Source organism: Marinospirillum insulare DSM 21763 (assembly GCF_000686905.1).
Taxonomy (GTDB): domain Bacteria; phylum Pseudomonadota; class Gammaproteobacteria; order Pseudomonadales; family Halomonadaceae; genus Marinospirillum; species Marinospirillum insulare.
In genome coordinates, this window is sequence record NZ_JMLW01000004.1 from 1 (window position 1) to 18,825 (window position 18,825).

Consider the following 18,825-nt stretch of genomic DNA (forward strand, 5'->3'; position numbering starts at 1 on the left):
GCTGTAGAAACACCCCCACGGTCGTGGGGAAGACTTGGCGCGGATAAACACTTAGGCGAGCAAGAGAGAAACACCCCCACGGTCGTGGGGAAGACTCAGAACGCACTGGCCTAGCAATAAAGAGCGCAGAAACACCCCCACGGTCGTGGGGAAGACCTAAATCCACATTATTAATAACTGGAGTCGCCAGAAACACCCCCACGGTCGTGGGGAAGACAGCCTAAAGCGGCGCACTTCCCGGACGCTTCGGGAAACACCCCCACGGTCGTGGGGAAGACGCTGGCACGGCCAAAGGTGGTGCCAGCCGCTTAGAAACACCCCCACGGTCGTGGGGAAGACCGACAGCAGCAGCAGCAAGACCAGCTAGCCAGGGAAACACCCCCACGGTCGTGGGGAAGACAAATCTTAAATCAGGCTTTTGAATCAGCAGGAAGAAACACCCCCACGGTCGTGGGGAAGACAAAAACTACTGACTTGCTTGGTATCACACCGGGGAAACACCCCCACGGTCGTGGGGAAGACCACAGCAAGTTCATGAAGCGCACGCAACATTAAGAAACACCCCCACGGTCGTGGGGAAGACAGTTTGTAGCTAGCGGTAGAACTGTCAGAAGTGGAAACACCCCCACGGTCGTGGGGAAGACTTCAAGAGGCTTGGCAAGGTGGCTTTTGGTCGAGGAAACACCCCCACGGTCGTGGGGAAGACACGCCAAAACGAAACCACGAAAGTAATGGCGGAGAAACACCCCCACGGTCGTGGGGAAGACTACTGCAAAATCTTTACTGCTTAAAATGCTTGAGAAACACCCCCACGGTCGTGGGGAAGACACGCCAAAACGAAACCACGAAAGTAATGGCGGAGAAACACCCCCACGGTCGTGGGGAAGACTACTGCAAAATCTTTACTGCTTAAAATGCTTGAGAAACACCCCCACGGTCGTGGGGAAGACAAGCCAATCATAATTCGGTCTAAAGCTTGCTGAGAAACACCCCCACGGTCGTGGGGAAGACACAGCATGGATGGCGGCATAAAAGGCGCTAAAGGAAACACCCCCACGGTCGTGGGGAAGACACCACCAGCCCCTGAAATGAACCCCGATGCCAGGAAACACCCCCACGGTCGTGGGGAAGACAGCTTGGCGGTCAGTCGCTTGCTATATATCAAAGAAACACCCCCACGGTCGTGGGGAAGACCAAAACTACAGCCGACAATAAAAAAACTTATTGGAAACACCCCCACGGTCGTGGGGAAGACTCGTTGCCTATGATGGGCGCTCCGTCAGATACGGAAACACCCCCACGGTCGTGGGGAAGACAAAGCTCGTAAAGCCTTATAGCATAGGCACTTGGAAACACCCCCACGGTCGTGGGGAAGACCGAAAAAATGCTGTTCACGGCCTAGAATATTTAGAAACACCCCCACGGTCGTGGGGAAGACAAAAATACAACGGACAAAATAAGGGTAAGCGAGGAAACACCCCCACGGTCGTGGGGAAGACGATTTTTGGTGGGGCAGTGTTATTATTGCCCTGGAAACACCCCCACGGTCGTGGGGAAGACTTTTGTGGGTAACCCCCCTACATACCTACAGGGGAAACACCCCCACGGTCGTGGGGAAGACAGCAACACATTGTTAAAGATCTGCAGTTAAAACACAACACCTAGTGTTCTTTAGTTTTTAAGGGTTTCAATAACTAACTGCAATCCACTGATTTCAGTCATTGTTTTTCGAGTGGGGCCAATAGATCGAACTTCATACCCAGGCGGTTTAGATATAGACCTAAATATCATTACGCCAGAACTAGCTGGGCAGTATTTATAAAGGTAATCAATTACGCTAGTTGCAACTGAGTCTTTAATTCCTGAAACAAAGACATTAGGCCTCGGCTCAACAAACCATAATTTCATACGCCCACGTACCGCAGGCGGTAAATCATTTGCTATGACGACGAGCACGTTTCCCTCCCAACAGCTCAGGAATATCAACAGCAACCTTAGCTAAAAGATCCATCTCTATTACGCGACTTCGAAATGCACTGGAAACCTTGTGTTTGTTGTAACGCCCCGCCAAGTCTCTTGTTAATGAAAATGCTAAATCTATACACAGGTATTCTTTATATAGATCAGATAAATCATAAACAAAGGGTAACGGGCTACCTGAATGAATAAAGCCAATATGTGGAGAATAGCCCATGCTATGCACGGCAGAACATAAAATACCGTAAAGAGCAGCGTTACAAGACGTTAGCACCTGATTAGTAATATCACTGATTTCAAATTTACCCGGCGTAAACTGCCTGCCCTTCCAGCCTACTTGGTATTCTTGCGCTTTAGTTTGGTAAACCGTTCGCACACGATGGCCTTCCATGCCCATCATTTGTTGCAAGGTTTTATCCGTAAGCTCTGCATCTGGAAACCGCCTAGCAAACATTTTTCTAGCGACATTTAAAGATTTCTCATCATCTGCTGCCAGCTCAATTTGTTGCCTAAGGTTGCGCGTATCGGCAGTAGGCAAAAAGCCCGCTGCATAAAACAGCAGGCTATCTTCACCAACCCAGCAGATAGAACAGTTAGCAGCAGCGGCAATTTTAACTGCCTCATGTGTCACTGTTGTTCCTGGCCCAAGCAAAATGGCATTCAACGTTGCAACCGGCAAAGGCACGACATTAGCTTCTGCGTCTATCCATTTGATGCTACTGTCATCAATTTCTAAACGCCCTCGTTCAAGATAAATAAAAGGGTATTTATCTTTAACTTGCGGCAAGGTATCGCGTGTTACCTTAACCAGTAAACGGGTGCCCTCAGACATACCTTACTCCCTAGGTATTACCGTTACACGTCGGTCACGGTATAACTTATGTTCTCCAAATTGTATGGGTACATCGTTTAAAGTGATCACCTCGCCTTCATGCTCCCCCTGTAGAACTTTGAAAATGGACGTTCTGTTTTTATCTTCAGAAGCGGCTATTTCATGCGCTCTATTCATTGCAGCATCTAAGTTAGGGTAAACACCTTGGCCAATAAATTCTGTTGGCACACAATTCTTACGGCCAAGGTATAAACCCCAAACAGGGGTTTTTAATGCTTCTGTTAGGGTTTCTAGCTCTGCTTGTGGGCCTTGCAAGGCAACCGCATAGGCCATGTCTTGCAAGTAATAGCGATAAGTCATTTTTGCACCACCCCCGACTGACTTCTTCCCATCACTTGTCTTAGGGATCAGCAAATTTTGCCAAGGGTCTTGGTCATCATAACCACTACCGACCATGTGAAAATCACGTAACAAAGGTTCGCGCGTAACTGGCTCGCCTTCTTTGCCTTGGCGAACATAGGCCTCAACCACCATATCGCTATTTGCCCACTGTGCTAACCATTCCGTTTGCTTACCGCTAGCACCTAAAGCACAACACAGTAAGCCCAAGACACCTGACTTGGTGGGAAAGTCTAGGCTATCGCGACGGCCAAACTTAGAGTCATGCCCCCAAGCTTGCAGCGGCGCTTCTAACCAAAGCAATAAATAAGGTTCACTCATAGCTCACCCCCATTACACATGGCTTTGTAAGTTTTCAATCAAGTTATCAATGCTGTAGTTTTCATCTTCACCCCATTCATAACCCGCTAACTTGCCAAATAATGAGCCAGTCATTTTCTCTTTTTTATCTAAATAGCCTTTAAGTTCTGCAACGCTGGACTGTAAAAAACCACCCTCTTTAGCACGTACTGCTGTTTCAAAAGGTACTTGTAAACCTTGGCCTTTTCTAACCAATACACGCGCAAACTCCCATGGGCTAGCACCCGACTGGGTAGTTTGACGCGCATTTGGAACTGCTACAAAAATAGCTTTAGTGAAAGCTTCGATAGCAGGTTTTAAGTCAGCATCATCACCTAAGGTTTGCGCCAACTGGCCTAGGTCTAGGCTGATATAACGGTAATAGGTAGCCGAGTTAAACTCTAAGCTTCCCATGTGGGCAGAGCCTGGCTCATCCTGCAAATCATCTAACCCAGTAAAAAACTCAACTTCATTAGTTACTTTGTGGGTAGAAATAGCATGAGAAAACGATGCAGCGGCTTCAACATTCATATCGGTAGCTTTAGCAACCATGCGGCCAAACAAAGCAATATCTAAAGCATCATGTGCCGCATTCAATGCTTTTTTAGCAACACGCCCTAAGTCTTTATCCTTAATTTTACTGGCATCAAACTCTAGTGTTTTTGCGTAATTTGCAAAGGCATTAGCTTCTGTTTCGCTAATGAATAACAAAGTGTCATCACTTAATACTTTGGAAATTTTTTCTGCACAAGCGGTAGCCTGCTCTTCACTAGCGCCAGCTGCTACGCAAGCTTTATGTAACAAGCCCTCTACTTTCTTGGTACGAATACCTAACTTAATACCAAAATCTTGCATGGCTAAGCGAACTTGACGCTTCCAACACTGCGAGCTAACACGTGCCCTAGGCGTACCTCCAACCACTGCTGATTTAGGCGCACCTACATCATCACGGTTTAAGCAGGTAACGGGGAAGGATTGCAAAATATGGAATTCAATTCGGGTATTGGTGTAAGTATTTTTCATCGTTATTTTCCTGTTTTTATTAAGCAAAAGGGTTTTCTATTAAAGGAACGAGTTGTAACAACCCACAGCCAAAAGCACGACCACGGCCTACACCTTGACTAAAGCTGTTAATAAACTGTTGTTGGTTAGTTACCTGTAAAGTGCCTTGCACACTTGCCTGTGCCATTGTTATATCGCGTTGGTTTTTATCTTTAAATTGCAGCACATTAATTGAATCGACTTGTAACTGGGCAGGTGAAACATCAAAGCCCCAGCTGGTTTTAGCACGTTCAGCAAACCAATCATGTACAGCTTCTCTTCCCCTTACTGCTAGTAGCTTTTTGCTAGCACTGTCACGTTTTGTTGGGTTTACAATTACTTTAAAGCGGTAGTTTGCGTGGTTTAAAAAACTGTCACTAATTGCTTTGCTTTGTACTTCACCGTACTGCCCATCAACCTTTTCTTGGGGTGGTCGATTAGAAAGCAGCAGAATTTTACGACTTTTATAGTCACCCCCTTGATCCGCATAAAGTAGACCGCTACTTTTACTGGCTTGTTTTTCTTGCTCGCTGCGCACATCTTCAAACAAGCTATAAACCACGCGGTGCAGTGAATAGGGACTAGTGATTTTCAATGCTTTAATGGCTTGACGATCAAGGTGCAAAACACTAGCTATCAAAGTCATTCTTGCACCTCCGTAGTCTTATCTTGATCGCGCTGATTATAAAAGTCTTTCGCCCACCTGATTTTGCTGGATTCACCAAAAAAGCGTAGTTGACGAAGCAGGGCTGAAAAATCTATGGGTTGGCCTAACTTACTATCAATTAAAGTTAAGGTTGAGCGCAAAATACGGCAGGCTTCAGCAACATCATGACATGCCAATAAACGGCGCAAACGTGCTTTGGTTTGGTCGCTATACTTGTCAGCACCACCGGCTTCTGGGTAACACATCGCAATGGCTTTACCTAAAGGCAAGCTTCCATTTTTATCTGCTTTACTTCTAGCAATGGCTGCTGCAATGGTTGCATAGGGAAGACGCTCATAACTATTTTCAAGATCAATCCACGGCCCTAATATTTCCCAACTTTGGTATTCAGTAGCAGGGTTATCAGCGCGGCGTAATTTTGCAATAAAACCTTTATCTTGGTTGCAACGGTCAATAATGTAGTGAACAAATTGCTGTTCTTTATTGGTTTTATTCTTTGGTATTGCTTGTTGAGCAGCTTGCATGATGATTAAGCCTCCTGTGCTAAATATTTAAAGTTATTAGGGCGATGCTGCACCCAGTAATCTAATTGCCTTGCAGTACCCTTAGGGCAATAAAAGTCATAAGCTTGTTGTTGGTAGTTTGAAAACTTGCGGCGTAGCTGTTGGCGCACTTTGTTGGTTTCCTCTAAAGGTTCACAGTTATCAACAAGTGTTTGAAAATCGCGCTCGCATAACTGCCAAAAGAGCTGTGTAGCTTGTGCTGCTAACTTTGCACCATCAAGCTTCTGGTCTTTAAAATAACCTATAACACGCCCATAAAGATTTTTAGCAAGCGACTCCAAAGCTTCCATTTCTTGTTTAAGCTGGACATAAAACCCTTCACCCAATACTGCACTTTCTAACCCTACTTGCGATTCAACAGAATCGTTGTTTCCTGAGACATATTGCTCACCTGCATTGCTGCTTACTCTCAAACCGCCAGACCAAATCGTAAAATAGTCTACCGCTTCTCTGATACGATCTAAGCCGTTATGCACTTGCCAGCAATGAAAGCCTTGCGATCCTGATTGCTCAAAGAAGCTCAACAAGCTTGTAAGTTCTCGCCAAGGTCTTTTTTCAGGATCAGCCCACAAGGCTTTTGGATCTTTAAGGGAATAATTAACAGCCATACTGGTATCAAGCATTCCTTCTTTATAGCCAGCGTGTGCAATACCTTCAGAGTAGTGCATACCTTCTGGTGTTAATAAACAAAAACGGCATAAAGGAATTAACCTTCCCATTAGGCTTTGTTTCAGCTGTTTTGCCCGAGCACAGCCCTCACCTACTGGCATTTCTTCCCATGGGGCTTGCCCCATTCCTTCAGGATATAATTTCATTTGGGTAAGCTTCTGCTTAGAAAAAAGGTTTAGCCAAAGGCTTGTTTGCAAGTTCACTCCTAATAAAAATGTATGCAAAAAACCCATGTGCCCGACTGACGGCCCCGCTTTACCTGAAGACGGCTTACCCTTATTATTTTTTTTACCTGCATAATCTTCAGAAAGGACTACACTGTTATCTGTTTTTTTACCTGACAGTGCAAATCCCATTTGTGTGAGTAACAACAAAGCTTTATCTGCTTCACTTAACTCACGCTCAACTTGTGAGTGATTAAGGACTGTCGTATTTCCTGTTGAGACTTCGGGAACAAAAGCACCATATGAAAGTGCTCTTGCAGTAGCTATTGCAGGCATCTGCAAAAAAGGCTTATCGCCATATAGGTAAAAATGGTCATACCATTTATCTAGGTATGCCAAACAACGCTTGGCTAAACCCTGTGCCCCTAACGCTTGCCACTCTTGTTCATCTTTGGGCGTTGCAGCCGCTTGTGCGATAGCTAACAGCAATTTTAACAACGCAATTTTTTGAACAGGATTTCCTCCCAAACTGCGGTATTCAGGCTCGGTAAATATCTGCCTTAGGCTTACCTTTCCTTGATCGGTAACAGGTATCCAAGGCTCATCAATTAAGTTAAAGCGATTTTCCATTGGTAACTCCTAGTTTTTGATTACCTGATAACCTAAATCATCTCGGTATTCCAAAGGGTATTTATCGTGAATAGTCATGTGTTCTATTCCTTTTAATTCATCAGTTTCAGTTAGCAAAGCAACTCTTAATAAACTCTCATCATCTTGCCAATCTGGGTTACCTAAATAAAAACAATGTTGTAAACCAAAGTGCTTTAATACTTGGGTGGGTACTTGTTTAGGGGCATCGGCAATACGCACGTTCACAAGATGCTGCATTAATTTAGCAGTACATTTACGCCAATCTGCTCTCCCTAGCTGTGAACGCCTTAAAGGTAAAACAATTTGCTCACCCGTGATTAAAACAAGTACACCTGCTTGGCTTTCTTGGTCGTATTTAATCGAGCGCAAAATAAGCACTTCGAAGTTATCTGCTTCGCTGTAGCGTGTTTGAGCTTTACTTTCAGGCAAGGTAACACCCGTTTGTGCTAATGATATATTGGCTAACTGCTGTAATGTTTGCTGGCCTATTTTGTAACGGCTGCCTTCCTTTAGCTCCATTAACCAACGCAACATTGCACCCTGTTCTTCGCGCGCTTTATAGGTGTCCTCAATCAGTGGTCGAATATCATCGGGCAATGTAACTTGAGTTTTGCCTTGCCATACTTCTAAGCTGCGGCACAACACAAAAGGGCTATACACAAAAGCACTGGAACCAAATTCTGCCGCTGGGGCTTCAATAGCTGGTTTGAGTTTGGGTGCTAACAACCAAGCTTCTGGCTTAGCAAAACTGCAGCGTGGTGTATCTTCATGCCGCCATAAACGGCCAAACCGCTGTAATAACATATCGGTGGGTGCAAAACGGCTCACCATAAAATCAGCATCTATATCCAGCGACTGCTCTAGCACTTGTGTTCCGACCAAAATGCGTCCTTGTTGTTGGCGTTGTAGCCAGCCAGGTTTGCCGAATAAACCTACCCATTTTTCTTCAATTTTGTGACGATCATGCAAAGTAAAACGTGAATGTAGCAAACCACAAGCCACGCCTAATTCATTTGCACGTGCTGCTAAATCTAGGTAACGCTCTTGGGCTTCTTTAACCGTATTTTCTATCCATAAAATTTGCTGACCTTGTTCCGCACGTTTCAGAGCTTCTTCAAGGGCAAGGTCATCATTTTCTTGCAAATGAATGTGTACTTGCCGTGAATCACCTTTAGGTATAACAACCTCGGTTACTTCATTGGCTTTTTGTGGAAATGAGGTAATCAACGGATAAGCCATCGAGCTAGTTTGGCTACCAATTATTTGTTGGCGACGTTCTTGGTTAAGCGTGGCACTTAAAATAATAACGGTGCAATCTAGTTCACGAAGCAATTTAACCAAAGCATCTAGCAACGTGCCTGTGTAGGCATCATAGGTATGGACTTCATCAAGTATCACGACTTTTCCTGCCAACCCAAAAGCACGAACAAAACCATGCTTTACGTGCATAGCTGCCATTAAAGCTTGGTCAATTGTACCCACCGCAAAAGGTGCTAAAAGCCCACGTTTAGCTTGATTAAACCAAGCGCCACCCGGTCGCCCTTCTTCACCCATATCAGTGTCATAAAGCCAAGCGTTAGCATGCAGCAGCAAAGAACGCTGCTCGCAATCTTCGGTCAGTATCTGATCAAGAAAACCTTGGAAGCGCTCAAAAATCTTATTAGAGGTCAGTTGGGTAGGAAGCGCAAAATAAACACCGCTAGTGTTACCTGTGGACAACTGCTGATAAGCTACATAAAGTGCAGCTTCGGTTTTACCTAAACCCATTGGTGCTTCTAACACATAAACACCTGGGCTAGCCGCCTGCTCAATTAACAAGCTTTGCGCTTCGCGTGGAGGAAAACCAAACACCTGTTCAAAGCTTAAATCTTTTTTATAGGTAGGCTGCACAAAACCTGCTTGATCAAGCGCCACCCTGATATTTTTTTGCCAATCTTTTGTTGGGTCATCAAAGTGTTCACCTGAGCCTATCCAGTCTGCAACGCTTGTTAAGCCAGCTAACAAACGCGCTTGAGCATAAGATTTTATTTCTGGCCAGCTTTCACCTAACGCTTCTTGTAATGCTAGCACCAGCTTTTCTCGTTCTTGCTGCCAAGCAGTGCTACCGAAAACATCGTCATTCGCTCGTTTACCACTGACAGGTGGTGTAAATCCATGATGCTGACCAAGAATTTCAGGAATATATTCAGGTGCATTCATTGCTTTGGCGGTTAATTGGCTAACACCCGCATGGCCACCCCATTGCTTTTCTAAGTCAGGATTTACATTAGGAATTAATGGCAAGCCACAAGCACGCATCAGCTTGTTATAAAAGGTAGGGCTAACTTTGCCTATATCGTGGGTTGCTGCTGTAAATGCGGAGCCAGGTGGAAAAAGGTGTTTGGTAGGTAAGCGATGAATGATTTCACGCGCTACTTCACCAACAATATGACAGTGATTTTCAACACTACGCCCTAACTTAAAACCATGTCCAGCTTCAAAAGTTTTAGCTGGACAAACACTAAAATCAACAAGGTGTGCTTTTGGTTTTACTGTTATTGTTTTTTTCCTTCTCATGACCTTCCTTAGTTTTAAAATTTAACTTACCCAACAATGCTAAAACTTCTATCCAATTACAAGCCTGTAAAAAAAACACTGTAAACAAAGCCGACAGTCCTTTGCTAAATATTATTAGCTCTACTCAAACAACCAAGGTTTAATGTCATTTTTGTTGATAATTATTAATTGCTGCGCTGTTGCTTCTGCTTCATAAATACGTGGATTTATATTTAAAAGCTGTAATTTATAGCTAACTAAACAGGCTCGCGTTATTATTTCTAGCTGGCCATTTTGCATGGCATATTCAAACTCAACTACTCTTCGCTGTTCAGCACTTAGCCTTGGGTCAGGTGCAACAATAATAGAAACGTGAGTGTGCCAAGCTGCATCATCTAAAAAACTTATTGTGCTTTTGTTTAATAATTCAGCCTTACCTTGGAATCTACCTAATACAAAATCTCGAAAATCCTGGTTTTTTTCACACCAAGCACGTAAGTGCCATCTTTGGCCTGTATTAACTAAATGGTAAGGAACAATAATTCGTCCTTCGTGATCAGGATTACTAATAGAAACATAGTTAACTTCTATTCGCTTCTGTTCTCGTAAAGCCTGTAACAAAGCTCGCATTAGCTCAGGTGCTATAGGCCTCATAGGTGGTGCTAAGCAAGTGTTAGCTAATGCTCTTTCATACTGTATATTCTGGCCAGTAATCCAGCGTAGATACTCACCTACCTCGCAGGTTATGTAGCTGGGTAGAAGTTTTTCGGTCGGCAAATATGCTTTTTGTTTATTGCAAAACTTTAAGGCTTGTAAGTTATTTTGCCGATACTCACTTAGCTTTTTGCTGGCTTGTTGTCGGCTAACACCCGTAATACTGGCTAGTTGTGATGGCTGTATTCGTCCTTCCCAATAAGCAAGTAGCTCTATCAGCCAGTAAAAAAATTTATGCTTTGAGTTATGCATTAGGCTTATTCTCCCTGTTATAGCTGCTACATCTTAGCTCTTTTTTAGTGTATTCTAAGGCGTTATCTTTTCTATTTTTTAACTAATTTAACCGAGACAAAATGGACACCCAGATCCCCGATTACCAACCCAGTCTACTGGAGCAACAGGCTCAGAGCTTCTGGGATAAAAACCAATGTTTTAAAGCCGTTGAAGATGCTAGCCGCGAAAAATTCTATTGCCTCTCTATGTTTCCCTACCCTAGCGGCAAGCTGCATATAGGTCATGTGCGTAACTACACCATTGGCGATGTTATTAGTCGCTTTCAGCGTTTGAATGGCAAAAATGTAATGCAGCCTATGGGCTGGGATGCTTTTGGCCTACCTGCTGAAAATGCTGCTATTCAAAATAATGTTGCGCCTGGCAAGTGGACTCAGCAAAACATTGCCTACATGCGTGACCAGCTTAAGTCGCTGGGTTTTGCTTATGACTGGAGCCGTGAGTTTTCTACCTGTGACCCTTCTTACTATAAGTGGGAACAGTGGTTTTTTGGCAAGCTAATTGAAAAAGGCTTGGTTTATAAAAAGAATGCCATGGTGAATTGGGACCCAGTAGACCAAACCGTTTTAGCGAACGAACAAGTAATTGACGGTCGTGGTTGGCGTTCTGGCGCTTTAGTTGAGCGTAAAGAAATCCCTCAGTGGTTCTTAAAAATTACTGACTATGCTGAAGAGTTGCTAGCCGACCTAGAAAAAGTTGAATGGCCTGAGCAAGTTAAAACCATGCAGCGCAACTGGGTAGGTAAGTCTCGCGGCGTGGAAATGACTTTTGGCTTAACTGAACAGGCCAAGCAAGTTTTACCTGAAGGTTTAGAAGTTTACACCACTCGCCCTGATACCTTGTTTGGTGTTACTTATGTGGCTGTTGCAGCTGGTCATCCGCTGGCTAAAGCCGCCGCTGAAAACAACCCTGAGCTAGCCGCATTTTTGGTTGAGTGTGCTAAGGGTGGTACATCTGAAGCAGACCTAGCTGTTATGGAAAAGAAAGGCATGGCAACCGGCTTTGAGGCTGTGCATCCTTTAACCGGTCGTCAAGTGCCTATTTGGGTGGCTAACTTTGTGCTAATGGAATATGGCACAGGTGCTGTTATGGCTGTTCCAGCCCACGACCAACGTGACTGGGAATTTGCTACCAAATACGGCTTAAACATTGAGCAGGTCATTGAGCCACTAGCTGGTGAAGAATGTGACATTAGCCAAGCTGCTTTTGAAGAAAAAGGCCGTTTAATTAACTCGTCTCAATACAACGATTTAGAATTTGATGCCGCTTTTAATGCTCTTGCTGGTGAGTTAGAAAAACAAGGCAAGGGTCGCATTAAAATTAACTACCGCCTGCGTGATTGGGGTGTTTCTCGTCAGCGTTATTGGGGTGCGCCCATTCCTGTTGAGAATGGTCCTAATGGCGAAACCCGCCCTGTTACCGATGCAGACTTACCTGTTGAACTACCTTTAGAAGTTGAGTTTGATGCTTCTGGCGGTTCGCCCATTAAAAAAATGCCAGCTTTTTACGAGCTTGAAGATGGCTGGCAGCGTGAAACCGATACCTTTGATACCTTTATGGAATCTAGCTGGTATTACGCACGCTTTTGTAGCAGCGACAATAACGATGCCATGTTAGATGAACGGGCTAATTATTGGTTACCTGTCGATGTGTATATCGGTGGTATTGAACACGCTATTTTGCACCTGCTATATGCGCGTTTTTTCCATAAACTGATGCGTGATTTTGGTTTAGTAAATAGCGACGAACCCTTTAAGCAGTTGCTTACCCAAGGCATGGTTATTGCTGAAACCTTCTACCGTAATTTACCCAATGGCGGCAAAGAGTGGTTTAACCCTGCCGATGTAGAAGTAGAAAAAGACGCTAAAGGTCGACCGACCAGTGCTATTTTAACCACCGACGGTCAACCCGTTGAAATCGGTGGTATGGAAAAAATGGCCAAGTCGAAGAATAACGGTGTTGATCCACAATCCATGATTGACCTTTACGGTGCCGATACTGTTCGCTTGTTTATTATGTTTGCTGCCCCACCCGATCAATCTTTGGAATGGTCAGATACTGGGGTAGAAGGTGCTAGTCGTTACCTTAAACGCCTATGGCGCTTGGTACACCAACACCTCTTGGCAGGAACACCGGGCGAGCTAGACTTAAGCCAGTTAACGGCTGAACAAAAGAATCTGCGTCGCAAAACCCATGAAACCATTAAAAAAGTGGCCGACGATATGGGTCGCCGCATTACTTTTAACACTGCCATTGCAGCGGTTATGGAGCTAACCAACGAGTTATCTCGCTTTAATGCCTTAGATCCGCTTAGCCTGGCTGTAGCGCGTGAAGGTTATGAAGCCTTAACTGTTATGTTATCGCCCATTATTCCGCACATTTGCCATAAAATTTGGCAAGATTTAGGCAAAGAAGGCAGCGTGATTGATGCGCCTTGGCCTGAAGTGGATGAGTCTGCTTTAACGCGTGACACCATTAATATGGCGGTTTCTATAAACGGTAAGCCACGTGTACAGCTAGAGCTGCCAGCTAATGCAGATAAAGAAGCCATTGAAAAAATAGCCTTGGAAGATGAAAAGGTACAGAAGTACCTAGATGGTAAAACACTACGCAAGGTTATAGTGGTACCTGGTAAATTAATTAACCTAGTGGTTGGTTAAAATGCCTAGCTTAATAAAGTCACCAATAAAGCCACATTTAGGCATTGCATTACTACTGCTAGTGGTACTGGTAACAAGTGCCTGTGGTTTTCGTTTGCGTGGCTTTATTGAGCTGCCAGAAAACTTGCAGCCTTTATATATTAGTAGCCAAGGGGGCGCTAATAATTTAGCCGCCACCCTAGCAAGGCAACTAGAACAATCGGGTGTGGTTATTAGCCAAGAATTAGATCCTAGTAAACTTAGGTTAGAGCTTAAAGATTTTAACTCTAGCCAACGTCAGGTTGTTTTTGGTCAAAGAGAAGAGTTTGAGTTAAGTCTGCAAATTACCGCTAGCGCTAGAGATAGCCAAGGTGAAGCTTTGTTTACTGATGAGGTTCTTCAGGCCTACCGTCAGTATTCTTATAACTCTGATACCGACAGTCTGCTAACGCGTGATAGCTTACGCAAAGAACTTTTGCGCAGTATGGAAGATGATTTAATCCGTCAGCTGACTTTACGCATTCAGGCACTTCAGTAATGAAAATCGCGGTTAATAAATTAAGCTCTAGCCTTAATAAGCAACTGCCCAAAATTATTTGGCTAACGGGCGATGAGCCCTTACAAATGCAAGAAGCTGCCGACCTGATTCGTTCAAAGGTTAAGCAACAGGGCATAACCGAGCGCGAGGTTTACGATGTTGGCGCTCAGTTTGCTTGGCATAGTTTGCTTGAGGCAACTGCTAGCCTGTCTTTATTTGGTGATAGCAAACTTATAGAAGTGCGTTTAGGTGCTAGCAAACCTGGTAAACCGGGTGGTGAGGTAATAAGAACCCTTTGCCAGCAACTAGCTAACAGCCCAGATATTTTTCTATTTACAAGCAATAAGTTAGATGCAGCACAAACTAAAAGTGCTTGGTTTAAAGCCGTTGATCAAGCAGGTTTAATTGTACAAATTTGGCCTATTAGTGCTAACCAGCTGCCTCAGTGGATTAGCCAGCGTTGCCAAACCAGTGGCTTAACGCTAGAGCCTGCAGCGGCTACGCTTTTAGCAGAAAAAGTTGAAGGTAATTTATTGGCTGCTGCTCAAGAAATAGAAAAGCTCAGCCTGTTTGTTAATAAAGGTGAAGTGTTAAACGCTGAAAAACTGCTAAGTTTAATTGAAGATGCCAGCCGCTATAGTTTATTTGATTTAGCCGATGCTTGTTTAGAGGGCAAGGGTAATAGAGCAGTTAGAATTTTACGCGGCTTACAAGCTGAAGGAACGGAAGCGCCTTTATTGCTTTGGGCATTAACTAGAGAAATTCGCCAAGCTTTTCACCTAGCCTACAAGTTAAATGATGGCTTACCCTTCGACACCCTTTGCCAGCAATTACGCATTTGGGATACACGCAAACCGCTTTACGCTAAAGCCTCAAAACGCTTAACGCCTCTGCAAGCCCAACAACTTTTACAACTGGCCAACCAATGCGATCAGGCCATTAAAGGCTCGGGTGAGCCATTAAATGACTTACTGTTACAACTGGTTGTGCAGTTTAGTGGCCAAGCACCAGCTTTAATCAGCAGCTAGTGCAAACGCTGTTTAGCGGTTGTTAAGGCCGTTGCAGCTTGATTCCATTCCCTTGCTCTTTCCCCAGGCCAAGCTAGGGTGTACCAAAGCCCAACTTGAGGAGGTACAGCTATCAGCAGGCTAAGTAAGCGTTGGCTAAAGGTTTCTAAGAGTTCAGACCTAGTTGCTGATTCATTCATAAAAAAGTTATAACCCGCTAATAGAGCGCGTGCAAAGTCATCCCAACCAGAATACTCCTGGGTTATTAAATCACGTACTTTGGCTAACCAAGCATGGAGCTGGTCGTCATCTAACCAATTAAGCTGGTAACCAGCTACGGCTAAATCAACCAGCTGCACCATATCCCAAGCAGTTAAATCAACGTCATTAATGCCTAAGCTATTGTGCTTCACTCTTAATAAGCGTTGATAATAAGCTTCTTGCTCTTCATCACGTTCTTCAATTGCATGGGTTTCTATTTCAGCATCTAACCTTGCTTCATTTAAGGTGAAGGGCGAAAAAGCGATTAAGTATTCTTGCCTGTCACCTGCATGATAGAGGTGGTTAAGGTAATCAATTAAATCATCAGCCGTTTGAAATAAGTGCGTATCTTGTAAGAGGCTTTTAAGCTCTTGGGCTGGCCAAGCGGGCAACTTTTCTGGCCAAGACCAATGAATACCAGTTAAAGGCCCCACTAGGTTCAAGGTCGCTAGGTCGGCTTCGCTCACTGGTTTACCTGGCTCGGTAAAGCTAACCGGTGGGCGCTTCCAAGGAATAAAACGAAACAAGCTACCTGGGTCTTTTAAGTGCCAATCTAGCTCTATCAATAAAGGTTTTTCATCTTCTGCTTTAGATAAAAGCTCATCCCATCCCCGCCACGCTTGGAGCATTTCTTGAGCAGTGGAATAATGCCAGCTTAAATAATCTTTTAACGCTAGGGTAAGCTGCTGCCTATCTTTTGCTGGGTAATGGTGGGTTTCTTCAGCCTTAACTAAGTAAAAAGCATACTTCTCTGCCATTACTATGCCTGCTGGATGTTTCACTAGCTCGGCTAGTTCCGGCAATTGTTGCTGCCATATTTCCCAAACCTCGGGTATTGCAGCTAGGTTTTTAGCTAAGCGTGGTGCTTTATTTATTCGGCTGTTTAAAGCCAGTTGATCATAATGATGAACTCGTCCGGGTTGCCAAAAGCGCGACAAGGTTGAAGTTAGGGCTTCGTCTGGATGAATATCTAAACCTGCAAATAAATAGTCTTTGGCTTCATCACGACGCTCATCAGGTAATTCATCGGGTGCTAAGCCAGTTAATAGGCTGGCATCGTCTCGCAAGCTCGCCACTAGAGCGGTTAATAAAAATGGCTCGTCTAAGCCAGCTGAAAAGTTGGCCCTGGCATCACGAAAATCTGGGTGATCTAAGGCTAGGGCTTGCCAATCTAGCTGCTGAAAGGGTGAGAAGGGAGATTCTAAGAGTAGCTCCCAAGTGTGTTCTAACTCAGGGCTTAAAGTGTATTCTGTTTGGGTTTGCCACAACTGATAGCCCAATAAATAGCTATTAGCTAAGGCTTGCCAAGAAGTGTACTGACTACGCAATAACCAAAGTGCTACCAAACCAAATGTACGCCACTCAGCTTGAGTTAAATAACCAGCCAAGTAACCAGCAAAGGCAAGGTCTGCCATGCGTACCCAATCCCAGGCTGCAACATCTAACTGGCTGCCAGGTTCTAATTGGGTTAGTACATTAGCATAGTCTTCGTAACCTTCAGGTAGCTCACTACGCCAAACCTGGCGATCAGACTCTTCTGCTTGCTGTAACCAGGCCGCATCGAGTTGCCATGCATAACGCTGACCCTGCCCTGCCATCCAATACAAAAGCTGTCGGCAATCTTTTCCTGAATGAACCTGCCAATATTCATTAAGAGTGGCTTGCACATCTGGCCAAAATTTTTCTTTTAACTTTTCTTTGTTGTCTAGGGGCTGTTGATAAACAACAAAGCTAGATGAACGAATGGCTAATGCATAACCTATAGGGGTGTTGCGCGCTTGCAAAGCCTTGGGTAGTTGCAAGCTGAGCTTATCTAAAGTGCACTCAACACTAAACTTGGCTTGCCAGTTTGAAAAGTCGGCTTGGGCCATGCGTTTTAATTTAGCTACCCCATAGTCTTCCTCTTCAAGGCGAGCTAGTAGCTGTTCGGCAGTTGGGTAGGTTTGCTGCAAACGCTGGGCAAAAAGTTCTAACCAGGCTTGGCTTTCGTTAGAATCTATCCAATGCAGGTGCCGCATAGCAGCTAACACCTGTACACTACTGACTAGATCACTGGCAGAAGTTTGGTGCCATGCACGGTGTAAAAAGCTATAGGCATCGGCTAACTGAGGTAAACTACACTCAGCTAAAATTTCACCCGTCTCACGATCATCATTCGTTGTGAGTAATAATGGACGCAGCCAATCAGTTAAGGTTACAAACAAAACAACCCCCGAGGGAAAAGAGCTAAGCGGGCTATTCTAACTGAGTGAAGCGCCAGCGTCAGTCCAATTCAACAGAGAAGGCGTTATGAAACACGAAATAGCTATTAAATGGATTTATGCAGCAAAAGAAGACCAGGATGGAACTAGAATTTTAGTAGACCCTGTCTCACCCCATAGTCGTGAATTACATGATTTAAACATTGACTCTTGGTGCCAACATGCCGCCCCTAGTAGTGGGTTGAAACGTCAGCTAGTTAAGGGCGAGCTAGACTGGAAAAGCTTTACACAAGCTTATCGTGAAGAGATACATCTACAGCCTCAAAAACTTACTCAGCTTTTAGATGCTGCCAGCCAGGGCAAACTTACTTTGTTAACCGTAGAGCGCGAACCTGAACACACTTGGTTGGCTTTACTAAAAGACCTGCTAGAAACCCGCCTCAAGAGTAATATGTTTAATCTTAGCCCTGAATAGTTTTATCCTTGAATTAATTACCAGCGCCTATGATGTAAGGCTGGTAACTGGGTGCGTACCTCTTGCAGCCTTGCAGCATTTAACTCACCTAAGACCACGCCTTCGTCTTCTGGCTGATAGGCTAAAACTTCACCCCAAGGGTCTATAAACATAGAGTGACCATAGGTTTTACGTCCGCCTGCGTGCTCGCCTACCTGAGCGGGCGCTAACATATAGCAAAGGTTTTCTACCGCTCTAGCACGTAATAAAAGCTCCCAATGAGCTTTGCCTGTAGGCACAGTAAAAGCAGCGGGTAGAATCAGTAAATCTATTGCATCTAACTTACGAAATAGCTCGGGAAAACGCAGGTCATAGCAAATACCTAAGCCAACTCGCCCAAAAGGCGTATCAAAACTAACTGGCTGATCACCCGCTATTTGTGTTGCAGCTTCGTTATATCGTTCTTCACCCTTTTGGTAACTAAATAAGTGTACCTTGTCATAACGCACCACACGTTGACCATTAGGGCCATACACTAAGCAGGTATTGGTTAGCTTATCTGCCGCATAGCTTTTTAGTGGCAGGCTACCACCCACTAACCAAATGCCCTGCTTTTGTGCTTGTTCTGCTAAAAAGTCTTGCATGGGCCCTTGCCCATCGTCTTCAGCTAAGGCAAAACGGGCAGACTCATCTGGAGTAATGATTGGAAAGTATTCAGGCAGGGCTACTAGCTCTGCTCCCTGGTCTACTGCTTGGCCAATCAGTTGGGCGGCTTTATCACGGTTAACAGACCAGTCTGCCGCTGAATTCATTTGTATTGCTGCAACCTTAGCGGCGGCTTCTAAATGAGAAAAACTACGTGGATGCAACATAACTGACTCCA

The 18,825-nt window shown here is 44.5% G+C and carries 15 protein-coding genes and 1 CRISPR repeat array; of the genes, 4 read left to right on the forward strand and 11 right to left on the reverse strand.

The window, feature by feature from the left end; genetic code table 11:
* Positions 1–6: 6 nt before the first annotated feature.
* Positions 7–1,621: direct repeats of the CRISPR family, unit length 28 nt; unit sequence GAAACACCCCCACGGTCGTGGGGAAGAC.
* A gap of 50 nt (positions 1,622–1,671) precedes the next feature.
* From cas2e to BP27_RS0101575, 9 genes are all read right to left on the reverse strand, one after another.
* Positions 1,672–1,956 (reverse strand): type I-E CRISPR-associated endoribonuclease Cas2e, encoded by a 285-nt coding sequence (gene cas2e, locus BP27_RS0101535; protein WP_027850036.1) that lies wholly within the window; start codon positions 1,954–1,956, stop codon positions 1,672–1,674.
* Positions 1,934–2,809 (reverse strand): type I-E CRISPR-associated endonuclease Cas1e, encoded by an 876-nt coding sequence (gene cas1e / locus BP27_RS0101540; RefSeq protein ID WP_027850037.1) that lies wholly within the window; start codon positions 2,807–2,809, stop codon positions 1,934–1,936. Before cas1e ends, cas2e begins: the two co-directional genes overlap by 23 nt.
* Positions 2,810–2,812: 3 nt before the next feature.
* Positions 2,813–3,529, reverse strand: coding sequence for a type I-E CRISPR-associated protein Cas5/CasD (gene cas5e, locus BP27_RS0101545; protein ID WP_027850038.1), 717 nt, complete (start codon positions 3,527–3,529; stop codon positions 2,813–2,815).
* Positions 3,530–3,541: 12 nt separating this feature from the next.
* The gene (gene cas7e / locus BP27_RS0101550) at positions 3,542–4,570 is read right to left on the reverse strand and encodes a type I-E CRISPR-associated protein Cas7/Cse4/CasC (protein WP_027850039.1); all 1,029 of its coding nucleotides are present in this window, start codon (positions 4,568–4,570) and stop codon (positions 3,542–3,544) included.
* 19 nt (positions 4,571–4,589) lie between these two features.
* Positions 4,590–5,234: a type I-E CRISPR-associated protein Cas6/Cse3/CasE gene (cas6e, locus tag BP27_RS0101555; protein WP_027850040.1), complete on the reverse strand. Its 645-nt coding sequence runs from the start codon at positions 5,232–5,234 to the stop codon at positions 4,590–4,592.
* Positions 5,231–5,779, reverse strand: coding sequence for a type I-E CRISPR-associated protein Cse2/CasB (gene casB / locus BP27_RS0101560; RefSeq protein WP_036239087.1), 549 nt, complete (start codon positions 5,777–5,779; stop codon positions 5,231–5,233). The genes cas6e and casB overlap by 4 nt, the downstream gene beginning before the upstream one ends.
* Before the next feature lie 5 nt (positions 5,780–5,784).
* Positions 5,785–7,281: a type I-E CRISPR-associated protein Cse1/CasA gene (gene casA / locus BP27_RS0101565; RefSeq protein WP_027850042.1), complete on the reverse strand. Its 1,497-nt coding sequence runs from the start codon at positions 7,279–7,281 to the stop codon at positions 5,785–5,787.
* 9 nt (positions 7,282–7,290) lie between these two features.
* Positions 7,291–9,858: a CRISPR-associated helicase/endonuclease Cas3 gene (locus tag BP27_RS0101570; RefSeq protein ID WP_027850043.1), complete on the reverse strand. Its 2,568-nt coding sequence runs from the start codon at positions 9,856–9,858 to the stop codon at positions 7,291–7,293.
* A gap of 120 nt (positions 9,859–9,978) precedes the next feature.
* Entirely contained in the window at positions 9,979–10,803 is an 825-nt protein-coding gene (locus tag BP27_RS0101575) for a helix-turn-helix transcriptional regulator (RefSeq protein WP_027850044.1), read from the reverse strand.
* A gap of 101 nt (positions 10,804–10,904) precedes the next feature.
* Between BP27_RS0101575 and leuS the strand changes: the two genes are divergently transcribed.
* Genes leuS through holA form a run of 3 tightly spaced genes read left to right on the forward strand, consistent with a single transcriptional unit; the run spans position 10,905 to position 15,047 of the window.
* Positions 10,905–13,502 (forward strand): leucine--tRNA ligase, encoded by a 2,598-nt coding sequence (gene leuS, locus BP27_RS0101580; RefSeq protein ID WP_027850045.1) that lies wholly within the window; start codon positions 10,905–10,907, stop codon positions 13,500–13,502.
* Position 13,503: 1 nt separating this feature from the next.
* Positions 13,504–14,019, forward strand: coding sequence for an LPS-assembly lipoprotein LptE (locus BP27_RS0101585; RefSeq protein ID WP_036239092.1), 516 nt, complete (start codon positions 13,504–13,506; stop codon positions 14,017–14,019).
* Entirely contained in the window at positions 14,019–15,047 is a 1,029-nt protein-coding gene (gene holA / locus BP27_RS0101590; protein WP_027850047.1) for a DNA polymerase III subunit delta, read from the forward strand. The genes BP27_RS0101585 and holA overlap by 1 nt, the downstream gene beginning before the upstream one ends.
* On the opposite strand, the gene BP27_RS0101595 is transcribed toward holA, so the two are convergent.
* Positions 15,044–17,491 (reverse strand): YbeU/YbeR family protein, encoded by a 2,448-nt coding sequence (locus tag BP27_RS0101595; protein WP_027850048.1) that lies wholly within the window; start codon positions 17,489–17,491, stop codon positions 15,044–15,046. The two genes, holA and BP27_RS0101595, sit on opposite strands and share 4 nt — an antisense overlap.
* 85 nt (positions 17,492–17,576) lie before the next feature.
* Here BP27_RS0101595 and BP27_RS14865 point away from each other — a divergent pair, with 85 nt between their 5' ends.
* On the forward strand, positions 17,577–17,963 hold the full coding sequence (locus BP27_RS14865) for a DUF488 domain-containing protein (RefSeq protein WP_051610130.1): 387 nt from the start codon (positions 17,577–17,579) through the stop codon (positions 17,961–17,963).
* 17 nt (positions 17,964–17,980) lie between these two features.
* Here BP27_RS14865 and BP27_RS0101605 read toward each other — a convergent pair whose 3' ends face one another.
* Positions 17,981–18,814, reverse strand: a complete 834-nt coding sequence (locus BP27_RS0101605; protein WP_036239094.1) for a carbon-nitrogen hydrolase family protein — start codon at positions 18,812–18,814, stop codon at positions 17,981–17,983.
* Positions 18,815–18,825 lie beyond the last annotated feature (11 nt).